Annotated in this window: 14 protein-coding genes; 8 read left to right on the top strand and 6 right to left on the bottom strand. The window is 71.4% G+C overall.

Going from position 1 to position 18,729, the window contains the following annotated elements; all coding sequences use genetic code 11:
* Window positions 1-89: 89 nt before the first annotated feature.
* Entirely contained in the window at window positions 90-248 is a 159-nt protein-coding gene (locus tag ASG91_RS21040) for a DUF6131 family protein (RefSeq protein ID WP_200961291.1), read from the bottom strand.
* 227 nt (window positions 249-475) lie between these two features.
* Here ASG91_RS21040 and ASG91_RS11515 point away from each other — a divergent pair, with 227 nt between their 5' ends.
* On the top strand, window positions 476-5,365 hold the full coding sequence (locus ASG91_RS11515; RefSeq protein ID WP_056923210.1) for an NAD-glutamate dehydrogenase: 4,890 nt from the start codon (window positions 476-478) through the stop codon (window positions 5,363-5,365).
* A 50-nt stretch (window positions 5,366-5,415) separates the two neighbouring features.
* Here the strand turns inward: ASG91_RS11515 and ASG91_RS11510 are convergent, their stop codons facing one another.
* The gene (locus ASG91_RS11510) at window positions 5,416-5,889 is read right to left on the bottom strand and encodes a hypothetical protein (protein ID WP_162257535.1); all 474 of its coding nucleotides are present in this window, start codon (window positions 5,887-5,889) and stop codon (window positions 5,416-5,418) included.
* A gap of 64 nt (window positions 5,890-5,953) precedes the next feature.
* On the opposite strand from ASG91_RS11510, the gene ASG91_RS11505 reads away from it, so the two are divergent.
* Together ASG91_RS11505 and ASG91_RS11500 are read left to right on the top strand one after the other, a co-directional pair.
* Window positions 5,954-6,664 (top strand): MOSC domain-containing protein, encoded by a 711-nt coding sequence (locus ASG91_RS11505; RefSeq protein ID WP_162257534.1) that lies wholly within the window; start codon window positions 5,954-5,956, stop codon window positions 6,662-6,664.
* A gap of 90 nt (window positions 6,665-6,754) precedes the next feature.
* Window positions 6,755-7,474, top strand: coding sequence for a metallophosphoesterase (locus ASG91_RS11500; protein ID WP_056922796.1), 720 nt, complete (start codon window positions 6,755-6,757; stop codon window positions 7,472-7,474).
* Here the strand turns inward: ASG91_RS11500 and ASG91_RS11495 are convergent.
* Window positions 7,451-8,002, bottom strand: a complete 552-nt coding sequence (locus ASG91_RS11495) for a cyclic nucleotide-binding domain-containing protein (protein ID WP_056922795.1) — start codon at window positions 8,000-8,002, stop codon at window positions 7,451-7,453. The genes ASG91_RS11500 and ASG91_RS11495 overlap by 24 nt on opposite strands.
* An 89-nt stretch (window positions 8,003-8,091) precedes the next feature.
* Between ASG91_RS11495 and ASG91_RS11490 the strand changes: the two genes are divergently transcribed.
* A complete protein-coding gene (locus ASG91_RS11490) occupies window positions 8,092-9,585 on the top strand; it encodes a sensor histidine kinase (RefSeq protein WP_056922794.1) in 1,494 nt (497 codons plus the stop codon).
* 88 nt (window positions 9,586-9,673) lie between these two features.
* Here the strand turns inward: ASG91_RS11490 and ASG91_RS11485 are convergent, their stop codons facing one another.
* Entirely contained in the window at window positions 9,674-9,922 is a 249-nt protein-coding gene (locus ASG91_RS11485) for a WhiB family transcriptional regulator (protein WP_056922793.1), read from the bottom strand.
* A gap of 433 nt (window positions 9,923-10,355) precedes the next feature.
* Here ASG91_RS11485 and ASG91_RS11480 point away from each other — a divergent pair, with 433 nt between their 5' ends.
* Complete coding sequence (locus tag ASG91_RS11480) at window positions 10,356-10,772, top strand: hypothetical protein (protein ID WP_235543482.1); 417 nt, start codon at window positions 10,356-10,358, stop codon at window positions 10,770-10,772.
* Window positions 10,773-10,793: 21 nt separating this feature from the next.
* Here ASG91_RS11480 and ASG91_RS11475 read toward each other — a convergent pair whose 3' ends face one another.
* The gene (locus ASG91_RS11475; RefSeq protein WP_200961290.1) at window positions 10,794-11,204 is read right to left on the bottom strand and encodes a PPOX class F420-dependent oxidoreductase; all 411 of its coding nucleotides are present in this window, start codon (window positions 11,202-11,204) and stop codon (window positions 10,794-10,796) included.
* Window positions 11,201-15,550 (bottom strand): FtsK/SpoIIIE domain-containing protein, encoded by a 4,350-nt coding sequence (locus ASG91_RS11470; RefSeq protein WP_056922792.1) that lies wholly within the window; start codon window positions 15,548-15,550, stop codon window positions 11,201-11,203. Before ASG91_RS11470 ends, ASG91_RS11475 begins: the two co-directional genes overlap by 4 nt.
* A gap of 153 nt (window positions 15,551-15,703) precedes the next feature.
* Between ASG91_RS11470 and ASG91_RS11465 the strand changes: the two genes are divergently transcribed.
* Genes ASG91_RS11465 through ASG91_RS11455 form a run of 3 tightly spaced genes read left to right on the top strand, consistent with a single transcriptional unit; the run spans window position 15,704 to window position 18,727 of the window.
* Window positions 15,704-16,927 carry a CpaF family protein gene (locus ASG91_RS11465; protein WP_056922791.1) on the top strand — a complete coding sequence of 408 codons (1,224 nt, stop codon included), beginning with the start codon at window positions 15,704-15,706 and terminating at the stop codon, window positions 16,925-16,927.
* Window positions 16,928-16,931: 4 nt separating this feature from the next.
* The gene (locus tag ASG91_RS11460; RefSeq protein WP_056922790.1) at window positions 16,932-17,798 is read left to right on the top strand and encodes a type II secretion system F family protein; all 867 of its coding nucleotides are present in this window, start codon (window positions 16,932-16,934) and stop codon (window positions 17,796-17,798) included.
* Complete coding sequence (locus tag ASG91_RS11455) at window positions 17,795-18,727, top strand: type II secretion system F family protein (RefSeq protein WP_056922789.1); 933 nt, start codon at window positions 17,795-17,797, stop codon at window positions 18,725-18,727. The genes ASG91_RS11460 and ASG91_RS11455 overlap by 4 nt, the downstream gene beginning before the upstream one ends.
* Window positions 18,728-18,729: the final 2 nt, after the last annotated feature.

Raw genomic sequence — 18,729 nt, 5'->3', positions numbered from 1 at the left:
ACCCCTCACTGTAGTGAGGTCATGGCAACGGCCCCCGGAGATACCCACATGGGGCACTCCGAGGGCCGTTCGTCACGAACGAGGTCCGATCAGTACCAGTGCTTCCTGCCGCCGATGGCGCGACCGGTGCCACCCAGGATGGCCAGGACGAGCCCGATCACGATGAGGATGGCGCCGATGGTCACCAGGACCTTGAGGCTGCTGACGAGCAGACCGAGGATCAGCAAGACGATGCCGAGGACGATCACGTGGAACTCCTTTTGATCAGGGGATGCAAACACTCCACCTCACCACACATTGGGGCAAAAATGCACTTTGACCTGCGAAAACGTTCCCTGTATGGGGCACGAGGGGCGGGGTGTGCCGCCTGCGACACGTGAGCGATAGTCTCGGCTGGGTCGCACAGCGTGGTGCGACGGCAGTGCACGACCACCCGCACTGCCCGACGAACCTAGTGAGGATGAAGTCGACAGCCATGTCTGCGTCGCTGGAGCAGTCCCGTCAGCAACTCCTGCACACCGCCGCTGAGCGCGCGGACCACGCCGGTGGTGAGGCGGTCGAGGAGTTCCTGCGCACCTACTACCGCCACGTGGCCACCGAGGACCTCCTCGCCCGTGCCCCCGAGGACCTGCTCGGCGCGGCGATGGCCCAGCGCGAGCTCGCGACGAACCGACCGGTCGGCACCGCGAAGGTCGAGGTCTTCAACCCTGCGGTCGAGGAGCAGGGGTGGGCCAGCGGGCACACCGTCGTTCAGATCGTCACCGACGACATGCCCTTCCTCGTCGACTCGGTGAGTGCCGAGCTGCAGCGGATGGAGCGCGCCGTCTACCTCGTCGTGCACCCGACGATGCGGGTGCGCCGCAACGCCGCGGGCCAGCTGGAGGAGGTCGTCCTCGACGGCGCCGCTGCGGCCGGGCAGCCCGGCCAGGACGACGGGTTCGGCCTGGTGCGCGAGTCCTGGATGCACCTGGAGATCGACCGCGACAGCAGCGCCTCCGAGCGCGCCGCCATCGCCGACGGGCTGCGCCGCATCCTCGGCAACGTGCGCGAGGCCGTCGAGGACTGGCCCAAGATGAAGGCCACCTGCTCGCAGCTGGCGCGCGACCTCGCCGACGCGCCGCCGACCGGCATCCCGGAGGAGGAGGTGGAGCAGGCCCGCGGTCTCCTGGAGTGGCTGGCGGACAACCACTTCACCTTCCTCGGCTACCGCGAGTACGCCCTCCACCGCGGGCCGGACGCCGACACCCTCGAGGCCGTCCAGGGCACCGGGCTGGGTCTCCTGCGCTACGACCGCACCGGTGACGGCGTGCTGCTGAGCGAGCAGGCCAAGGCCGTGGCGCGGGCGCGCGAGCTGCTCATCATCACGAAGGCCAACTCGCGGGCGACGGTGCACCGCAACACCTACCTCGACTACGTCAGCGTCAAGCAGTTCGACGACGCGGGCGAGGTGACGGGGGAGAAGCGCTTCCTCGGGCTGTTCACCTCGAGCGCCTACACCGAGTCCGTGACCCGGGTGCCGGTGCTGCGCGACAAGGTCGCTGCGATCTTCCAGCGCACCGGCTTCCTGCCCGACTCGCACTCGGGCAAGGACCTGCTCGAGGTGCTCGAGAACTATCCGCGGGATGAGCTCTTCCAGGCCGAGGAGGAGTCGCTCTACGACAACGCGACGGCAGTGCTCCACCTGCAGGAGCGGCGCAAGACCAAGCTGTTCCTGCGGCGTGACCGGTTCGGCCGGTTCGTGTCCTGCCTCGTCTACATCCCCCGCGACCGCTACAACACCGGCGTCCGGCTCAAGATGGAATCCATTCTGCGGCAAGCATTTCCGGGTGCCACGGTCGACTTCACGACACGGGTCTCCGAGTCCGTGCTGGCGCGCCTGCACTTCGTCGTGCGCGTCCCCCCAGGTGAGTCGATCCCCTCGATCGACGAGGCGGTGCTCGAGCGTCAGCTCGTCGACGCGACGCGCACCTGGGACGAGGACCTCGGCGAGGCAGCCCGCGCGGAGCACGGTGAGGAGGCGGCCGCGCGGCTGGTCGGCCTCTACGGGCGGGCCTTCCCCGAGGCCTACAAGGAGGACTTCACCTCCCGGATCGGCGTGGCCGACATCCGCCACATGGACGCGCTCGAGAGCGACGACGCCACCGGCCTGAACATGTACCAGGAGCCCGGCGCCCCCGCGAACGAGCGCCGGTTCAAGCTCTACCGCCGCAGCCCGCTGTCGCTGACCCAGGTGCTGCCGATGTTCACCCACATGGGCGTCGAGGTCGTCGACGAACGGCCCTACGAGATCTCGCGGGGCGACGGCGTCGGCCTCTGGGTCTACGACTTCGGCCTGCGGGTGCGTGACGACAAGGTGTGGACCGGTGATGGCGGCCGGGACCGGCTCCGTGAGCTGTTCCAGGACGCGGTGGGCGCCGTGTGGCGGGGCGAGGCCGAGTCCGACGGCTTCAACGCCCTCGTCCTCGGTGCCGGGCTGACCTGGCGACAGGTCGTCATCCTGCGCACCGTCGCGAAGTACCTGCGCCAGACCGGTTCGACGTTCTCCCAGGACTACGTCGAGTCGGCGCTGGTCTCCAACCTGCGGCTGGCCGCGAAGCTGGTGGCCCTCTTCGAGGCCCGGTTCGACCCGAGCCGGTATGCCGGTGCGGCCGGTCCCGAGCGCGAGGCCGAGCAGGGCGCGTTGTGCGACCAGATCACCAAGGACCTCGACGAGGTGAAGAGCCTCGACCACGACCGGATCATCCGGGCGTTCCTCGGGGTGATCACGGCGACGCTGCGGACGAACTTCTACCAGGCGGACTCCGCAGGGGCTGCCAAGACCTACGTCTCGATCAAGCTCAACCCGAAGAAGGTGCCCGACCTGCCGGCCCCGCGGCCGCAGTTCGAGATCTTCGTCTACTCGCCGCGCGTCGAAGGCGTGCACCTGCGCTTCGGGCCGGTGGCTCGTGGAGGGCTGCGCTGGTCCGACCGCCGCGAGGACTTCCGCACCGAGGTGCTCGGCCTGGTCAAGGCGCAGATGGTCAAGAACGCCGTCATCGTGCCGACCGGCTCCAAGGGCGGGTTCTACGCCAAGCAGCTGCCCGACCCCACGGTCGACCGGGACGCGTGGCTCGCCGAGGGCATCGGCTCCTACAAGGTCTTCATCTCCGGGCTGCTCGACCTCACCGACAACCGCGACGGCTCGAAGATCGTGCCGCCTCCCTCGGTGGTGCGGCACGACCCCGACGACTCCTACCTCGTGGTGGCGGCCGACAAGGGCACGGCGACCTTCTCCGACATCGCCAACGGGGTCGCACAGTCCTACGGCTTCTGGCTCGACGACGGGTTCGCCTCGGGCGGCTCGGCCGGCTACGACCACAAGGCGATGGGTATCACGGCCCGCGGCGCGTGGGAGTCGGTCAAGCGGCACTTCCGCGAGATGGGTCACGACACGCAGACCCAGGACTTCACCGCAGTCGGCATCGGCGACATGTCCGGCGACGTCTTCGGCAACGGCATGCTGCTGTCCGAGCACATCCGACTGGTCGCCGCGTTCGACCACCGCCACATCTTCGTCGACCCGGATCCCGTTGCGGCGACGAGCTTCCCGGAGCGCCAGCGGTTGTTCGACCTGCCGCGCTCCTCGTGGGCCGACTACGACACCTCGCTCATCTCGACCGGTGGTGGGGTCTTCGACCGCTCGCTCAAGTCGATCGCCATCACCCCCGAGATGACCGCGGCGCTGGGGCTGCCCAAGAGCGCCACGTCGATGACTCCAGCAGAGCTGATGAAGGCGATCCTGCAGGCGCCGGTCGACCTGCTCTGGAACGGCGGCATCGGCACCTACGTGAAGTCGGCCGGCGAGAGCAGCACCGACATCGGCGACCGCGCCAACGACGCGATCCGCGTCGACGGTGCCCAGCTGCGCTGCAAGGTGGTCGGTGAGGGCGGCAACCTCGGGCTCAGCCAGCTCGGCCGCATCGAGGCGGCCCTGCACGGCGTGCGGGTCAACACCGACGCCATCGACAACTCCGCGGGCGTCGACACCTCCGACCACGAGGTGAACATCAAGATCCTGCTCACCTCCCTGGTCAAGGGCGGTGACATGACGCTCAAGCAGCGCAACACCCTGCTCGCGTCGATGACCGACGACGTCGCCGCGCAGGTGCTGCGCGACAACTACGAGCAGAACGTCCTGCTGGGCAACGCCCGGGCCCAGGAGCACCCGATGCTTCCCGTCCACCAGCGGCTGATCCACTGGCTGGAGGAGCGCGGCGACCTCGACCGGGCGCTGGAGTTCCTGCCGACCGACACCGAGATCGACCGGCGCTTCGCCGACGGCCTCGGCCTGAAGTCGCCGGAGTTCTCGGTGCTGGTGGCCTACGCCAAGCTGGCCCTCAAGGAGGACCTGCTGCCGTCCGAGCTGCCCGACGACCCGTGGTTCCAGGCAACCCTGACCAACTACTTCCCGGCGGCCCTGCGCGAGCAGTTCGCCGGCGAGCTGGCCCAGCACCCGCTGCGTCGCGAGATCATCACCAACTCGGTGGTCAACTCGATGGTCAACCGGGGCGGCATCACGTTCGCGTTCCGGGCGATGGAGGAGACCGGCGCGACCCCGGAGCAGATCGCGCGCGCCTTCGTGGTCTGCCGCGAGATCTTCGACCTGCCGAGCTTCGTGCACGAGGTCGAGGCGCTCGACAACGTGGTGTCCACCGACGTGCAGAGCCAGCTCTACCTCGAGTTCCGACGGCTGATCGACCGCTCGATGCGCTGGTTCCTCACCTCACGCCCGTCGCGGCTCGACGTCGCCAACGAGGTGACGCGCTTCGGTGCGGTGGTCCGTGAGTTCGCTCCCCAGATCACCGACCTGCTCAAGGGCGCCGAGCTGAAGCGGCTGCAGCACAACGCCTCCGGGCTCGAGAAGCTCGGTGTGCCCGAGGACCTCGCCCTGCGCTCGGCGAGCCTGCTCGACCAGTTCTCGCTGCTCGACATCGTCGACATCGCCACCGACACGGGCGAGTCGCCCGCCGACGTGGCACCGCTCTACTTCGTGCTCTCGGAGCGGTTCGGGATCGACGGCATGCTCACCCGGGTCACCAACCTGCCGCGTGACGACCGGTGGGACGCCTTGGCGCGTGGTGCCCTCCGCGACGACCTGTACGCCGTGCTGGAGAGCCTCGTGCGCTCCGTCATCGACGCGTCGACCTCGGGTGCCACGCCGCTGGCGCGGTACGACGAGTGGGCCAAGGCCAACGCCGAGAGCCTGGCCCGGGCCAAGACGGCGCTCAGCGGCATCGAGCGGCTCGACAAGCCGAACATCGCGGCGCTGTCGGTCGCCCTGCGCACGCTGCGCTCGGTGATCCGCTCGGGGGCGGCGACGTCCTAGCGGTCGAGTCTCCTGGCGGTCAGGTGTCGCGTCAGTCGGCGAGTGTCGCGTCAGCCGGCGAGCACGTCGGCCAGCAGGGCGAGGACGCAGAAGACGGCGACGGCGGCCAGGCCCACCCACAGGCAGCCCGTGCCCGGGCGGGGCTGCTTCGTGAAGCCGATGTTGCCGCGCGCGAACTGGTGCACCGGCGAGGCGTACCAGACCTCGACCACCTGCCCGGGCGCCACGCTCGTGTCGATCCAGGCCTGGCCGTAGGTGCGCATCCACTGCGTGTCGATGTCGAGGTGATTCGGCCCGGCGTAGACCGGCAGGTCCTGCACGCCGTAGCGCGACGGCACCGGGTAGCCGTTGATCCGCACCCGCGGGGTGATGGCGTTGGCCGTCCAGATGGACCCCTGGATGGTCAGCCGGATCGTGCCCACGGCGGGCTGCGACGGCGGGGCCGGCGGCATCGACTGGCCGGGTGGCCCGGGTGGCCCGGGTGGCACGGGTGGCACGGGTGGCTGGGACGGTGGCACGGTCATGGTCGCCGAGGGTAGGACGAAACCGGTCCGGAGTGGGGCGAAACCGCGCGGATACAGTGAGCGCGTGGCCGACCAGACGACGCAACCGCAGGTCCTGCTCGTGACCCGCTACCCGGTCAAGTCGATGGGCGGGGAGACCCTCACCTCGGTCGAGGTCGGCCCGACCGGGCTGGTCGGCGACCGCGCGTGGGCGGTCTACGCGGCGGACGGCAAGCTCGCCAGCGGCAAGCACTCACGGCGCTTCCGCAGGATGGACCCGGTCTTCGAGCTGGTCGCGGCGCAGCGGGCCGCCGACACCGTGGTCACCCTGCCGGACGGCTCGGAGGTCACGCTGGGGCGGGACGGCGCGGACGCCACCGTGTCGCGCCACTTCGGACAGCCGGTCACCGTGCGGCAGGAGGGTGAGGTGCCGCACCAGGACGCTGCGACCTTCTCGCTCGTGGGCAGCGCGACGCTCGCCGAGCTCGGTCGGCACGAGGGCGACGGACGCCCTCTCGACCCACGGCACCTGCGCGCGAACCTCGTCGTCACCACGACCGAGCCGTATGCCGAGGAGTCGTGGATCGGGCGCGAGGTCACCATCGGCACGGTGCGGCTGCGCGTGACCGAGGCGATCGAGCGGTGCCGGATGGTGGGGGTCGCGCAGGTGGACCTGGCCGAGCGCCCGGGCATGCTCAAGGCGATCAGCGACCACCACGACCTCAACGCGGGGATCTACGCGTCGGTGCTCCAGCCGGGCACGATCACCGTGGGCGACAGCGTTCACGTCGACTGATCGGGTCACCAGCTGGGCATATCGGACAGCACGGTCCAGCGGGTGACACCGGGGGCGCGCCGAGGGGGGTCGACCCGCAAGGATCAGGCCATGCGGATCCTCGTGGTGTCGGACCTGCACTACCGGCTGCCGCACTACGACTGGCTCGTGGAGGCGGCTTCCGACGTGGACGTGGTCGCCGTGGTCGGTGACCTGGCCGATGTCGTCAGCCCGGTGCCGCACGCGGTCCAGACCGTGGTGCTGACCCGCTACCTCGCGCTCCTCGCGGCCCGGGGCACGGTCCTCGTCGCCTCCGGCAACCACGACCTGGACGGGCCGGGGGCGCACGGTGAGCAGGTGGCCGCGTGGCTGCGGCTGCCCCAGCCCGAGTCGGTGCACGTCGACGGCACCAGTGTCGACCTCGGCGACACCCGCTTCACCGTCTGCCCCTGGTGGGACGGCCCGGTGACCCGTGACGAGGTGGCTGCCCAGCTCGCCGCCGCTGCGGTCGACCGCCCGGCCCGCTGGGTGTGGCTCTACCACGCCCCGCCCGCGGGGACGCCGCTCTGCTTCGACGGCCGCCGGACCTTCCCCGACGAGGAGCTGGCCGCCTGGATCGCGCTGCACGGCCCTGACGTGGTGCTCTGCGGGCACATCCACCAGGCGCCGTGGGCCAAGGGCGGCTCGTGGCACGCCCGGCTCGGTGACACGTGGGTCTTCAACGCGGGCAAGCAGATCGGCAAGGTGCCGGCGCACATCACCCTCGACACCGATGCCGCCACCGCGACCTGGTTCGGCGTCTTCGACTCAGAGCTGCTCAGCCTCGCCTGACGGGTGCTCGTGGTCATCGCGGTGGCCACCGGCGTCGTCGCCGTGGTGGTCGCCCTCGGGGTCGCGCGCGGAGCCGGTGCGGGCCGCCGGGCCCTGGTGGTGGACGAGCACGTCGAGGATCTGGTCGACCAGCCCCAGGTGACCGGCTTGGTCGGCGAACTGCCTCTTCACGTCGACGAGGTAGTGCGTCATCCCATCCAGGCGCGAGGCAGTGGTCCGCAGGACGGCGAGCGCTGCTCCCGGTCGCTCGGACAGGAAGTCGAGCGGGTCCTCGACGACGTGCACCACGACGTCCTCGACCGCGCGGACCGTCGCCGTCGCGGTGCGACCCAGCACGGCGGACATCTCCCCGAACACCGCGCCGGGGGAGTCGATGCGTGCGAAGGGCACCCCGTCGTGCTCGATGACGACCGAGCCGGACACCAGCACCAGCATCCGTCCGGCGGGTGAGCCCTCTGCGATGAGCACGTCACCGGCGTCGACGGTTTCCGACGGCAGGTCGGCGGCGAGACGCAGCAAGTCGGTCACCGACCCAGTGTCGTGCACGATCGGCGCCGCAGACAGGTGCCGCCCACCCGTCGAACAGCCCGCTCCGTGCCCGCTATTAGGCTTCCCGCGTGCCCACCCTCAACGAGGTGCTCCAGTCCGCCACCGACCTCGCCCCCGCAGAGGTCGAGTGGCTGCAGCTGCTCGTCGGTGACTGGCAGCTGATCTCGGACCTCTCCTTCGGCGACCTCGTGCTGTGGGTGCCGGGTGGCCTCGAGGGCTGGCTGGCGGTCGCGCACGTGCGGCCCACCACCGGCCAGATGGTGTTCTTCGAGGACGTCGTCGGTCGCCGGACCCACCGTGGCCGGCAGTCGCTGCTCGACCAGGCCTACCTCGACCAGCGGATCGTGCGCGAGAAGGACCCGATCTTCCGCGACGACATGCCAGTCCGCGAGGAGGCCATCCCCGTCGTGCGGGAGGGGCGCGCGCTCGCGGTGATCACGCGGCATACCAATCTTGCGGCGATGCGGACGCCGAGCCGGCTCGAGCTGACCTATCAGGCCCTCGCCGACGCGCTGGCGCGGATGATCGCGGCGGGCGAGTTCCCCAACAGCTCCGCCCCGACTGGTCAGCGGCGTGGTGCGCCGCGGGTCGGTGATGGCGTCATGCGCCTCGACGTCAACGGCATCGTGTCCTACGCCAGCCCCAACGCGCTCTCCGCCGTCCACCGGCTCGGCCACGTCGGCGACGTCATCGGGGAGCTGCTGGCCAAGGTGGTCGCCGACCTCCTGCGTGACGAGTCGCCGGTCGACGAGTCCCTGGCCCTGGTGGTGACCGGCCGGGCCCCGTGGCGCACCGAGGTCACCTCACGTGGGGCGAGCGTCTCGATGCGCGCCATCCCGATCACCGAGGGCGGCATCCGGGTCGGGGCGCTGCTGCTCCTGCGCGACGTGTCCGAGCTGCGTCGGCGCGAGCTCGAGCTGCTCACCAAGGACGCGACGATCCGCGAGATCCACCACCGGGTGAAGAACAACCTCCAGACCGTCGCGGCGTTGCTGCGGCTGCAGGCCCGGCGGCTCCCCGAGGGGGAGGCCGGCCGGGCGGCGCTGGACGAGGCGGTCCGTCGCGTCGGGGTGATCGCGCTGGTGCACGAGACGCTGAGCCAGGGTTTCGACGAGCTGGTGGACTTCGACGACATCGCGGTGCGCGGGCTGCAGGCGATCACCGAGGTCGCCAAGGTCGAGCACCCGATCACCTCCCAGGTGCGGGGGTCGTTCGGCACGCTGCGCGCCGAGGACGCGACGGCGCTCGCGATGGTGCTCTCCGAGCTGGTGCAGAACGCCGTCGAGCACGGCCTCGCCGAGACCGGTGGCGGCACCGTGGACATCGAGGCGGAGCGGTCGGCCGACGACCGCGGCGACGAGCTGCTCACGGTGACGATCACCGACGACGGCGCGGGCCTGCCCGCCGACTTCAAGCCGGGCGGGTCGGGGCTCGGCACCCAGATCGTGCAGTCGCTCGTGCAGGACCTGCGCGGCCGGATCGCCTGGGACGCAGCAAAGCCGCGCGGTACGCGGGTGCGTTTCATCGCGCGGCTTCGACCACTGGGGAGGGACTCCGCCTGAGGCGGGATCCCGGTCGTCTTGAGTTGTGGTGGTGCGGGGTTCGCCGACGGGGGTCGGCGGCCTGAGCCTGGTGAACCCGTGGGCTCGGTCAGCCGGCGCGGCGGGCGCGGGCGTTGCGACGCTTGAGGGCGCGGCGCTCGTCCTCGGACATGCCGCCCCAGACGCCGGCGTCCTGGCCGGACTCGATGGCCCACTTCAGGCAGACGTCGACGACGGTGCATCGCCGGCAGACGGCCTTGGCCTCCTCGATCTGGAGGATGGCCGGGCCGGTGTTCCCAATCGGGAAGAACAGCTCGGGGTCCTCGTCGAGGCAGGCAGCGCGATCGCGCCAATCCATGAAGGGTGCTCCTTGTAGTGCAGGGGGTCGCATCCGCGCGGTGTGGGCCCTGGGGTGCGGACCTCACAGCACGGACGCGTCATTGCGGGGGTGTGCAGGGGGTCGTGCGCCTGAGCTGGTCAGGGGCCAACGGCAAACACTAGCCGACCCAGTTGCGCACAGGGTGAAACGCGTGCGCACCCAGTTTGAGGGGGTGGACGCACTTCTGCCAACGGGTTGCCGCGGCTTTCTGTTCCAGCCTGACGCATCCACGCTCGAATGGACACCCTCGGCACGACATTTCATCGGGGTAACAGTGAGGTGTTGGTCACATGTCGGACGAACCGCGTCACCTCCATGCAGTTCGGACCACGCGTCCCCGCGCGCAGGACCGACCCGCAGACCTCGGTATGCCGCGTGCGCGCCTTCCGCGCCCGGGCCTAGCCTGAGTGCCGTGACCAGTCCGGCCCCTGCCCCGTCCCGTCCGCGCGACCTGTTCCGTGCCGTCGCGGCTGGCATCTGCGCCCTGCAGGCGCTGGCGCTGCTCGGGTTCGTCGGGTTCTACCTGTGGGAGCTGACCCAGGACTCCTCGGACGACGCGACCCGGGTCGTGATGTCGGCCCTGCTGATCCTCGTCTTCGCGGTGGGCATCGGCGCACTCGCTCGCGGCTGGGTGCGTGGCGACAACTGGCCCAGCACCCCGACGGCCGTCTGGAACGCGCTGCTGCTACCCGTCGGCTGGAGCCTCATCCAGAGCGACCGTGGGCTGGTCGGTGCCCTGGTCATCGTCATCGCCCTGGTCGGCATCCTCGCGGCGATCCGGGCGGACACGAGGGACGACGACACGGCGGAGGACACCGGCAGAGACTGAGCCTCGCTCAGGCCGCTCGGGTCAGGCAGCTTCGTCGGCTGCCGTGATGCGCAGCATGACCCGCTCGGGTGCGCCACGGCGGATGAGTCGCTCGATTCCCATGACGAGGCGGTACTCGAGGGGGTACTTGGCTCCCATGACCGAGTCGAGCCGGTACATCGCCTCCCGGCCCTCGACGACCTCGGCCACGCCGGCGACCGGTGGCACCGAGGTGTCGGCCTTGCCCCGGCGGCTCGAGGGGCGCAGGGAGATGCGCTCGTCGTTCCGCAGCCGCTTGACCTTCCCGCTGCCGCTCGGGGTCGTGACGATCAGCGTGTCGCCGTCCCGACCGATCCACACGGTGGTGTCCACGGCCTCGCCGGACGTGCGGAACGTGGTGAGGGAGACGAACTTCTCGTCACCGAGGGCGGCCAGGTCAGGGGGAAGGGTCACCTCCTGACCGTACGCGAGGCGACCTGGATCGGCAGCGCGGCCCCTGACCGCACCAGGTAGCCACGCCCCGGCGGCGCCTGCCGGTCCACCGGGACCCGCACGCCGAGGAGGTCGGCAGCCGTCGCGCCGGAAGGGCCGAGCAGAATGCCCGTGCGGTGTCGTGCCACGCTGACCGCCACCCCTCGGTACTGCACGGACACGGCGTCGTCCTTGGCCCCCACCACGACCAGCCCTCGGTCGCGGTCGACCGAGGCAGCCACGCCCCGCACGGCCGCGTCGAGCGGTGTGTCGAGCAGCTGGTCGGCGTCGTCGACCACCACGGCGAGATCGGGCACGTGCCGCCGCAGCTCCACGAGCTCGTCGATGCGACCCGGATCCTCGCACCAGAGGATTCGCGAGTCCTGGCGCAGCACCTCCCAGGGAGCGGACGGGACCGCGACCACGCAGACCTGGCGGCCCGTGGTCACCAGGCCTGACACGACCGTCGCGAGGGTGGAGCTGACTCCTGAACCGTTCCCGCCGATGACGGCCCACCGCCGCCCGTCGCGACCCGGACCCAGCCCTCGGGGAGCGAGCTCGTCGCCACCCATTCCCACCAGGACGAGGTCGTCCGCGTCGGTCCCGAGTGGCTGCGACTGCCGCAACGACTGCAGGGACACGCGTTCCGGCAAGGCGTCGACCCGCCACGGCCGGTTGTGTCCGCTGTCGGCGGCGCCGCCGATCGACCTCCCGAGCGTCGCCGGCTGCTGTGCGGACGCCGCGGATACTGCGACCTGGACCTCCGTGCCGTCCAGCAGCAGTCCGCGGCCGGCCGGCTGCTCGGCAGGGACCGCTCGCGGCGGCAGACCGGCCAGGAGCAGGTCGGTGGGGTCGTTCAGCCGGAGCAGGACCCGGTGGGCCAGGGCGGAGGCGGCCCGACCGACCAGGAGCGCCCGGTCACCGGCCAGCACGCAGGTGAGGCCGAGGCCGGCGCCCTCCCGCAACAGGCCCAGCAGCTTCGTGACCACCTGGCCGCCGTGCTGGTCGTCGGCTCGCTGCACGAGCAGGTCCCAGTCGTCGACCAACAGCACCACCGGGACGGGAGCGGTCGTCGGGTCGACCCGGCGCCAGTGGGCCATCGACGGGTGGCCAGCGGTGGCAAGCCGCTCGCGCCGGGTGGCCAGCTCCTCCGACATCCGGGCGACCAGCCGGGTGAGACGGGGGAGGTCGTCGATTCCCACGTGCGCACCGCAGTGGGGCAAGGACTGGACCGCCGTGAGCGAACCACCGCTCACGGCATACACATGGAGGTCTCCCGGGCCGTGCGAGACGGTCGCCGATCCCGCCACCGTGAGCAGGGCCGTGCTGCGCCCGCTCCCCGGACCGCCGACGAAACCCCAGTGACCTGGCTCGTCCAGGGCTACCTCGAGCGGCCGCTGCCGTTGCAGGGCAGGCTCGTCGACGAGGCCGATCGGGAGTCGCATGGCGTCCCCCGACCGCGGCAGGGACTGAGCGTCAACCCGTTGGGGGAGTGGCGCGAGCCATGGACTCGCGGCCCGACGCGCCCCGGTCCTGGCGACGGCGGCCGACACGCCAGCGACCACGGCTGCCAGGTCCGTGGAGCCGCCGGCATCGCCGTGGCCGGGTGCGGGCCCCGGCCACGGCGGCGGCGCCGCACCCCACGGCAGTCGCCTCACCCGTATGCCGTCGGGGGCCTCCCGCGTGCCACCGGACTTGGCCCCGGCGAACGCCGTCTGGAAGGCAACGACCGCTCCGTCCGCCACCCGGGCGAGCGCGCGTCCGGGCGCACCCGGATCCAGTGCCGCGGCATCCGGGGCGTCGATGACGTCGACCGAGTCGGAGCGGTCGCGCAGCCGCAGCCCGATCCGCAGGTTCATGTTCGCCTTGATGTCCGCCGTGACCACGCCGGCTGGTCGTTGCGTGGCAAGGACCAGGTGGATCCCCAAGGATCGTCCGAGTGCCGCCAAGGCCACCATGCCGTCGATGAACTGGGGCAGCTCCTCCGCGAGAGCCCGGAACTCGTCGATGACGACGACCAGCCGGGGCAGGGGACTCGAGGCGGAGGCCGAAGCTGACTGGTACGACCGGAAGTCCGCGACCTCGGCGGCGGCCAGCACTCGCTCCCGCCGCTTGAGCTCGGCCCGGAGCGACGTGAGGGCTCGGGCGGCGAGGTGCTCGTCGAGGTCGGTGACCACGGCGGCGACGTGGGGGAGCGCGGAGCAGTCGCGGAAGGCGGCCCCGCCCTTGTAGTCGACGAGCACGAGCGACAGGTGCTCCGGGCGGCGGTGCACCGCCAGCGAGGCCACGAGGGTGCGCAGGAGCTCGGACTTGCCGGCACCGGTGGTGCCGGCCACCAGCACGTGCGGGCCGTCGGACGCGAGGTCGACACGAAAGGCGCCTTCTCCGGTGTGACCGATCGGCACCGAGGTGCTCCCCGGGCTCTCCGACCAGGTGCGGCCGATGGTCGCGCCCATCGACTCGGGGTCCTCCAGACCGAGCAGCTCGCGGAGCCCGAGCCCGACCGGAGGCGCGCCGGCCGCGCGTGCGGGGGTGGCGTCGCGCAGTGGCGCGAGGCCACGGCTCAGCCGGTCCGCCCACCACGGCCCGACCCGGTCCACCACGAGGTGGGTGGGGGCGGCGCCGGGAACGTGCAGCACTGATGTGGGGAGGTCGAGGTCGAGGACCGCCCGACACTCAGAGGGCAGTCGGGGCCGCTGGTCGGCGACGGCCACGACGACGATCCCCACGGATGGGCCGTGCTCGAGCACGGTGGCGAGGTCGGGCAGCCCATCCAGGCCGGACCCGTCGAGCACGACGAGGGTCCGCGCCCCCGACCGGGCCTCGGCCACGACGTCGCGGTGGGCGATCCGGTGTCGGACCACGGCCGCGAGCGCGGCGACGCCGGCCCGTGCGGCGTCGGCCCGTGTGGTGTGGGGTTGCTCGAACGCCAGCAGCCAGTCGGGGCGCGGGTGCCCGTCGGCGGTGCGGACGTGGGGCAGCCGGCCGACCCAGGACCAGGCAGGGTCGGCGGGACCCGGTCCCGTGACGAGGACCAGCTCGAGGTCGCGAGGGGAGTGCAGCGTGACGAGCTGGCCCACCAGGGCTCGCAGCGCACCCATCACGGCGGTGCGCTCACCACAGATGCCCGTGACCCCCAGCTCGGCCAGGGGGAGGGCGCAGGGAACCCGTTGCAGCAGAGGGGCTTCCGGCATGTCCGCGCCGATCTCGCTGACCACCTGCACGGAGGCCGGTTTGTTGCACCACCCGACGCTCGCGGTGAGTGCGTCCGGATCGGTGCTCCGTCGTTCCCAGACCTGCACCGTCGGCGTCGTGGCGGCCACCAAGACCTGCGCCGGATCGGGGAACGTACGGGCCAACAGGTCGGCCTCATCGCGGCAGGCGGTTTGCACCTGGTCCTCGGCCTCTCGGCGGCGATGCCTGTAGGCCGCGTGCTCCGTGGCATACCGGCGTTTGGTGGTCAACCGATCGCCGATGACGTTGCCTGCCATGAGAACTGGGCTCATGAGGGCGAAGGCGAGCATCATCGGGCCGAAGACCAGCGCCATGACCCCCGCGATCGGAAGCGGCAGCAGCATGGGTAGCCACGGCACGCGAGTGGCGTGGGGCGCCGCGGGCGGAGCCGGCAGCGAGATCGACCGTCGACCTGGTGCCCCCATGAGTCGTGGTCTGCGGCTGACGGTCAACGTGCCGTCGTCCCGCGCCACCACGGCAGCCGGTTCGCCGCCTCCCGCGCGGAGCACCACCAAGCTGTCGCCGACCCGGACGGTGGCTCCGATCCGGGTCGGGTGAGGATGCGCCGAGACGGGCACGCCGTCCAGCTCGGTGCCGTTCGTCGACCCCAGGTCGGCGACCGTGATGGAGTCGGCGGCGACGGTGAGCACGGCATGGACTCGCGAGATCCGCGGGTCGTCGATCACGATCGCGGCCTCCGAGCCGCGTCCGAGTGTGTGTGCGCCGAGGACCAGCTCGATCGTGCGCCCCGCATCCGGGCCGTGGGTGATCGCCACCGCGACGGGCGCCCGAGGGTTCGTCGGACGTGGTGGTGGCAGCGGAGCCGGGCCGAGGAGGAGGGTGACGGCTGCGCCGTCGACCAGGGGTGACCGCCCCAGCGCCGCCCCCGCCCCGACGATGGCTCCGCCCACCGAGAGGGTCGGACCAGGGGGAGGGGTGCGGTCGACGGTCGCGGGGTCGACGAAGGCAGCAGCGAGCGCCCTGGCCAGCTGACCGGCCGTGGCCCCGGGAGCGGCCTCCACCTCGACCTCCACCGGCGCGGCGGGAGGTTCGCCGTCGGACGCCGACAGCAGGACGGTGAGCTGGAGACGCATCCGGCGACGGTAGGGACGGGCGACCGGCGCACCGCCACGTCGTCCACAGCTGTGGACAAAGGACCGCATCGCATGCTCACCGCACCTATCATTCCGCAAACAAAGGCAAACGAACGTGATCGTGATGACTGGCGATCGAAGGGGGGTGAGGTCATGGACGCGCTCGTGACGGTCGAGTCCGAGGTGCGGGAGCTCATCCGCCGCTCCGGGGTGGACCCGGCGCGTGATGTCGGTGAGCTCGATCGCCTGGTCCGTGACGCGGTCGCCGACTACGACGAGCGGTCACTGCACGGCAGCCTCCCGGCGCTGCCCAGCATCGACGACGCGGTCAAGTCGGTGAAGGACGCTGTCGCCGGGTTCGGTCCGCTGCAGCAGTACTTCGACGACCCCACCGTCGAGGAGATCTGGATCAACGAGCCGTCGAAGGTGTTCGTGGCCCGTGGGGGCGTCGCCGAGCTCACCACGACCATGCTCACGGCAGACGGCGTGCGCGACCTCGTCGAGCGCATGCTCAAGACCAGCGGGCGCCGGGTCGACCTGTCGAGCCCCTTCGTCGACGCCGTCCTGCCGGACGGTTCGCGGCTGCACGTCGTCATCCCCGACATCACGAGGAGGCACTGGTCGGTCAACGTCCGGAAGTTCGTGGTCCGCGCAGCCCATCTGGACGACCTCGTGGGCCTCGGGACCCTGACCGCCCACGCGGCGCGGTTCCTCGGCGCAGCAGTCGCGTCGGGATTGAACATCCTCGTCGCCGGTGGCACCCAGGCAGGTAAGACCACCCTGCTCAACTGCCTGAGCGCCGCGATCCCGCCCCGGGAACGCGTGGTGACCTGTGAGGAGGTCTTCGAGCTGAAGATCCCCTTGCGTGACGTCGCCTCCATGCAGTGTCGACAGCCCAGCCTCGAGGGGACGGGTGAGATCCCGCTGCGGCGGCTGGTCAAGGAGGCGCTGCGGATGCGCCCATCCCGGATCATCGTCGGCGAGGTCCGTCAGGGAGAGAGCCTCGACCTGCTCATCGCGCTCAACAGTGGGCTGCCGGGCATGTGCACCATCCATGCGAACAGTGCTCGCGAAGCCATCACGAAGATGTGCACGCTGCCCCTGCTCGCAGGCGAGAACGTCGGCAGCCGGTTCGTCGTCCCGACGGTCGCGGGGTCGATCGACCTCGTCGTCCACGCAGCCCTCGAGCACGACGGGGTCCGGCGGGTCCGGGAGGTCGTGGCGATCCCGGGTCGGGTCGAGGGAGACGTGGTCGAGACCGCCGACATCTTCACCCAGCGCGAGGGCGTCCTCAGCCGCGCCGACGGCTTCCCTCCGCACGCCGAGCGTTTTCGGCGGGCCGGCTACGACGTCGCGGCTCTTCTGGCCCCGGAGTGATGAGATGAGCGGGATCGTCGTGGGCCTGCTGCTGGGGTGCGGGCTGTTCTGCGTGTGGTGGGCCTGCTGGGTGCCCGGTGCCACGCCCCGAGCCGCCCGTCGGGTCTCGCTGGTGGGCCGCACGCGCGACCAGCTCGCCCAGGCCGGCTACGAGACGCTCGGGCCGCGGGGGCTGCTGGCCGCGTGCCTGCTGGCGTTCGGTCTCGTCGGACTCCTCCTGTATGCCGCGACGCGCGTTGCGCCGGTCGCCCTCTGCTTCGCCGCCATGGCCGGGTACGCGCCGGTTGCCCTCGTGCGGACGCGTGCGCGCCGGCGCCGGGCCAACCTGCGGGAGCTGTGGCCGGACGCCGTCGACAACATCACCTCGGGGGTGAGGGCTGGCCTCGCGCTCCCGGAGGCGTTGAGCCAGCTGGCGATCCGGGGACCCGAGGAGCTCCGGCCGGCCTTCCAGGTCTTTGCCGAGGACTATCGATCCACTGGGCGCTTCCACGACTGCCTCGACCGACTGAAGGCGAGCCTGAGCGACCCCGTCGGTGATCGGCTGGTCGAGTCCCTGCGGATCGCGAGGGAGGTTGGCGGGAGCGACCTGGGCACGCTCCTCCGCACGCTGTCGACCTTCCTGCGCGAGGACAGCCGCACCCGCTCCGAGCTGGAAGCGCGGCAAGGCTGGACGGTGAATGCGGCCAGGCTCGCGGTCGCCGCGCCCTGGGTCGTGCTCGGCATGTTGTGCACTCGACCGGAGTCCATCCAGGCGTACGCGAGCTCGACCGGCACGTTGGTCCTGGTGGCGGGCGCGGTCGCCTCCGTCGCGGCATACCGGATCATGATCTTCGTCGGGCGGCTGCCCGAGGACGAGCGGGTGCTGCGGTGAGCCCGTCGCTGGCCGGTGCGCTCCTGGGGCTGACCCTCGGGATCGGGTTGGTCCTGGTCTGGGCGCGGCTCCCGACCCGCCGCCGCGCCACGCTCGACGACCGACTGTTCCCCTACCTGCGCGATGCTCCGCAGCCGTCCCGGCTGCTCGCCGCGCGGCAGGTGGGCGGCGGCGGCGTCCTCCACGTCCTCGCCCGGCCGGTGGTGACCGACCTGGCCAGGCGCGTCGAGTCCGTGCTCGGCGGGTCGGCCTCGGTCGCGAGGCGGTTGCTCCGCGCCGGGAAGGCTCCGGACGTCGACCGGTTCCGTGCGGAGCAGGTGGTGTGGGGTGCGGCGGGCATGGGCGTCGGACTCGCCCTCGGCAGCATGGTCTGGCTGGGACAGGGCGGTTCGGTGGTGCGTCCCCTCCTCATCGTCGTCAGCGGGACGGGGGCGGGCGTGGTGGCGCGCGACCAGTGGCTCAGCCACGAGGCCACCGTCCGTGAGCAACGGATGCTCAGCGAGTTCCCCACGATCGCCGAGCTGCTGGCCCTCGCCGTCGGCGCTGGCGAGGGCGCGGTGGGAGCCCTGGAGCGCGTGTGTCGGCTGTCCCAGGGCGACCTGTCCGCCGAGCTCAGGCGGTGCCTCGCCGACGCGCGCGCGGGGGCGCCGCTACCCACCGCTCTGCAGGGCCTCGGCGACCGGACCGGGCTGGTGAGCCTCGCGCGGTTCGTGGACGGCATGGTCATCGCGGTCGAGCGCGGCACCCCGCTCGCCGAGGTCCTCCGCGCGCAGGCCCAGGACGTGCGGGAGGACGGCCGACGAGCGGTGCTGGAGGCCGGCGGCAAGAAGGAGATCGCGATGATGGTGCCGGTCGTCTTCCTCGTGCTCCCGATCACCGTGCTCTTCGCCGTCTTCCCCGGATTCGCCTTCCTGCGGTTCCAGATCTGACC

The sequence above is a fragment of the Phycicoccus sp. Soil802 genome, from assembly GCF_001429605.1.
In the GTDB taxonomy this organism is placed as follows: Bacteria; Actinomycetota; Actinomycetes; order Actinomycetales; family Dermatophilaceae; genus Pedococcus.
This window is presented reverse-complemented; position numbering and strand designations above follow the sequence as displayed.

Bases quoted from the DNA above. Each gene is read 5' to 3' on its own strand.
- ASG91_RS11485 (WP_056922793.1), bottom strand. From the start codon at position 9,922: ATGGATTGGCGCGATCGCGCTGCCTGCCTCGACGAGGACCCCGAGCTG.
- ASG91_RS11460 (WP_056922790.1), top strand. From the start codon at position 16,932: ATGAGCGGGATCGTCGTGGGCCTGCTGCTGGGGTGCGGGCTGTTCTGC.
- ASG91_RS11515 (WP_056923210.1), top strand. From the start codon at position 476: ATGTCTGCGTCGCTGGAGCAGTCCCGTCAGCAACTCCTGCACACCGCC.
- ASG91_RS11510 (WP_162257535.1), bottom strand. From the start codon at position 5,889: ATGACCGTGCCACCGTCCCAGCCACCCGTGCCACCCGTGCCACCCGGG.
- ASG91_RS11470 (WP_056922792.1), bottom strand. From the start codon at position 15,550: ATGCGTCTCCAGCTCACCGTCCTGCTGTCGGCGTCCGACGGCGAACCT.
- ASG91_RS11465 (WP_056922791.1), top strand. From the start codon at position 15,704: ATGGACGCGCTCGTGACGGTCGAGTCCGAGGTGCGGGAGCTCATCCGC.
- ASG91_RS11500 (WP_056922796.1), top strand. From the start codon at position 6,755: ATGCGGATCCTCGTGGTGTCGGACCTGCACTACCGGCTGCCGCACTAC.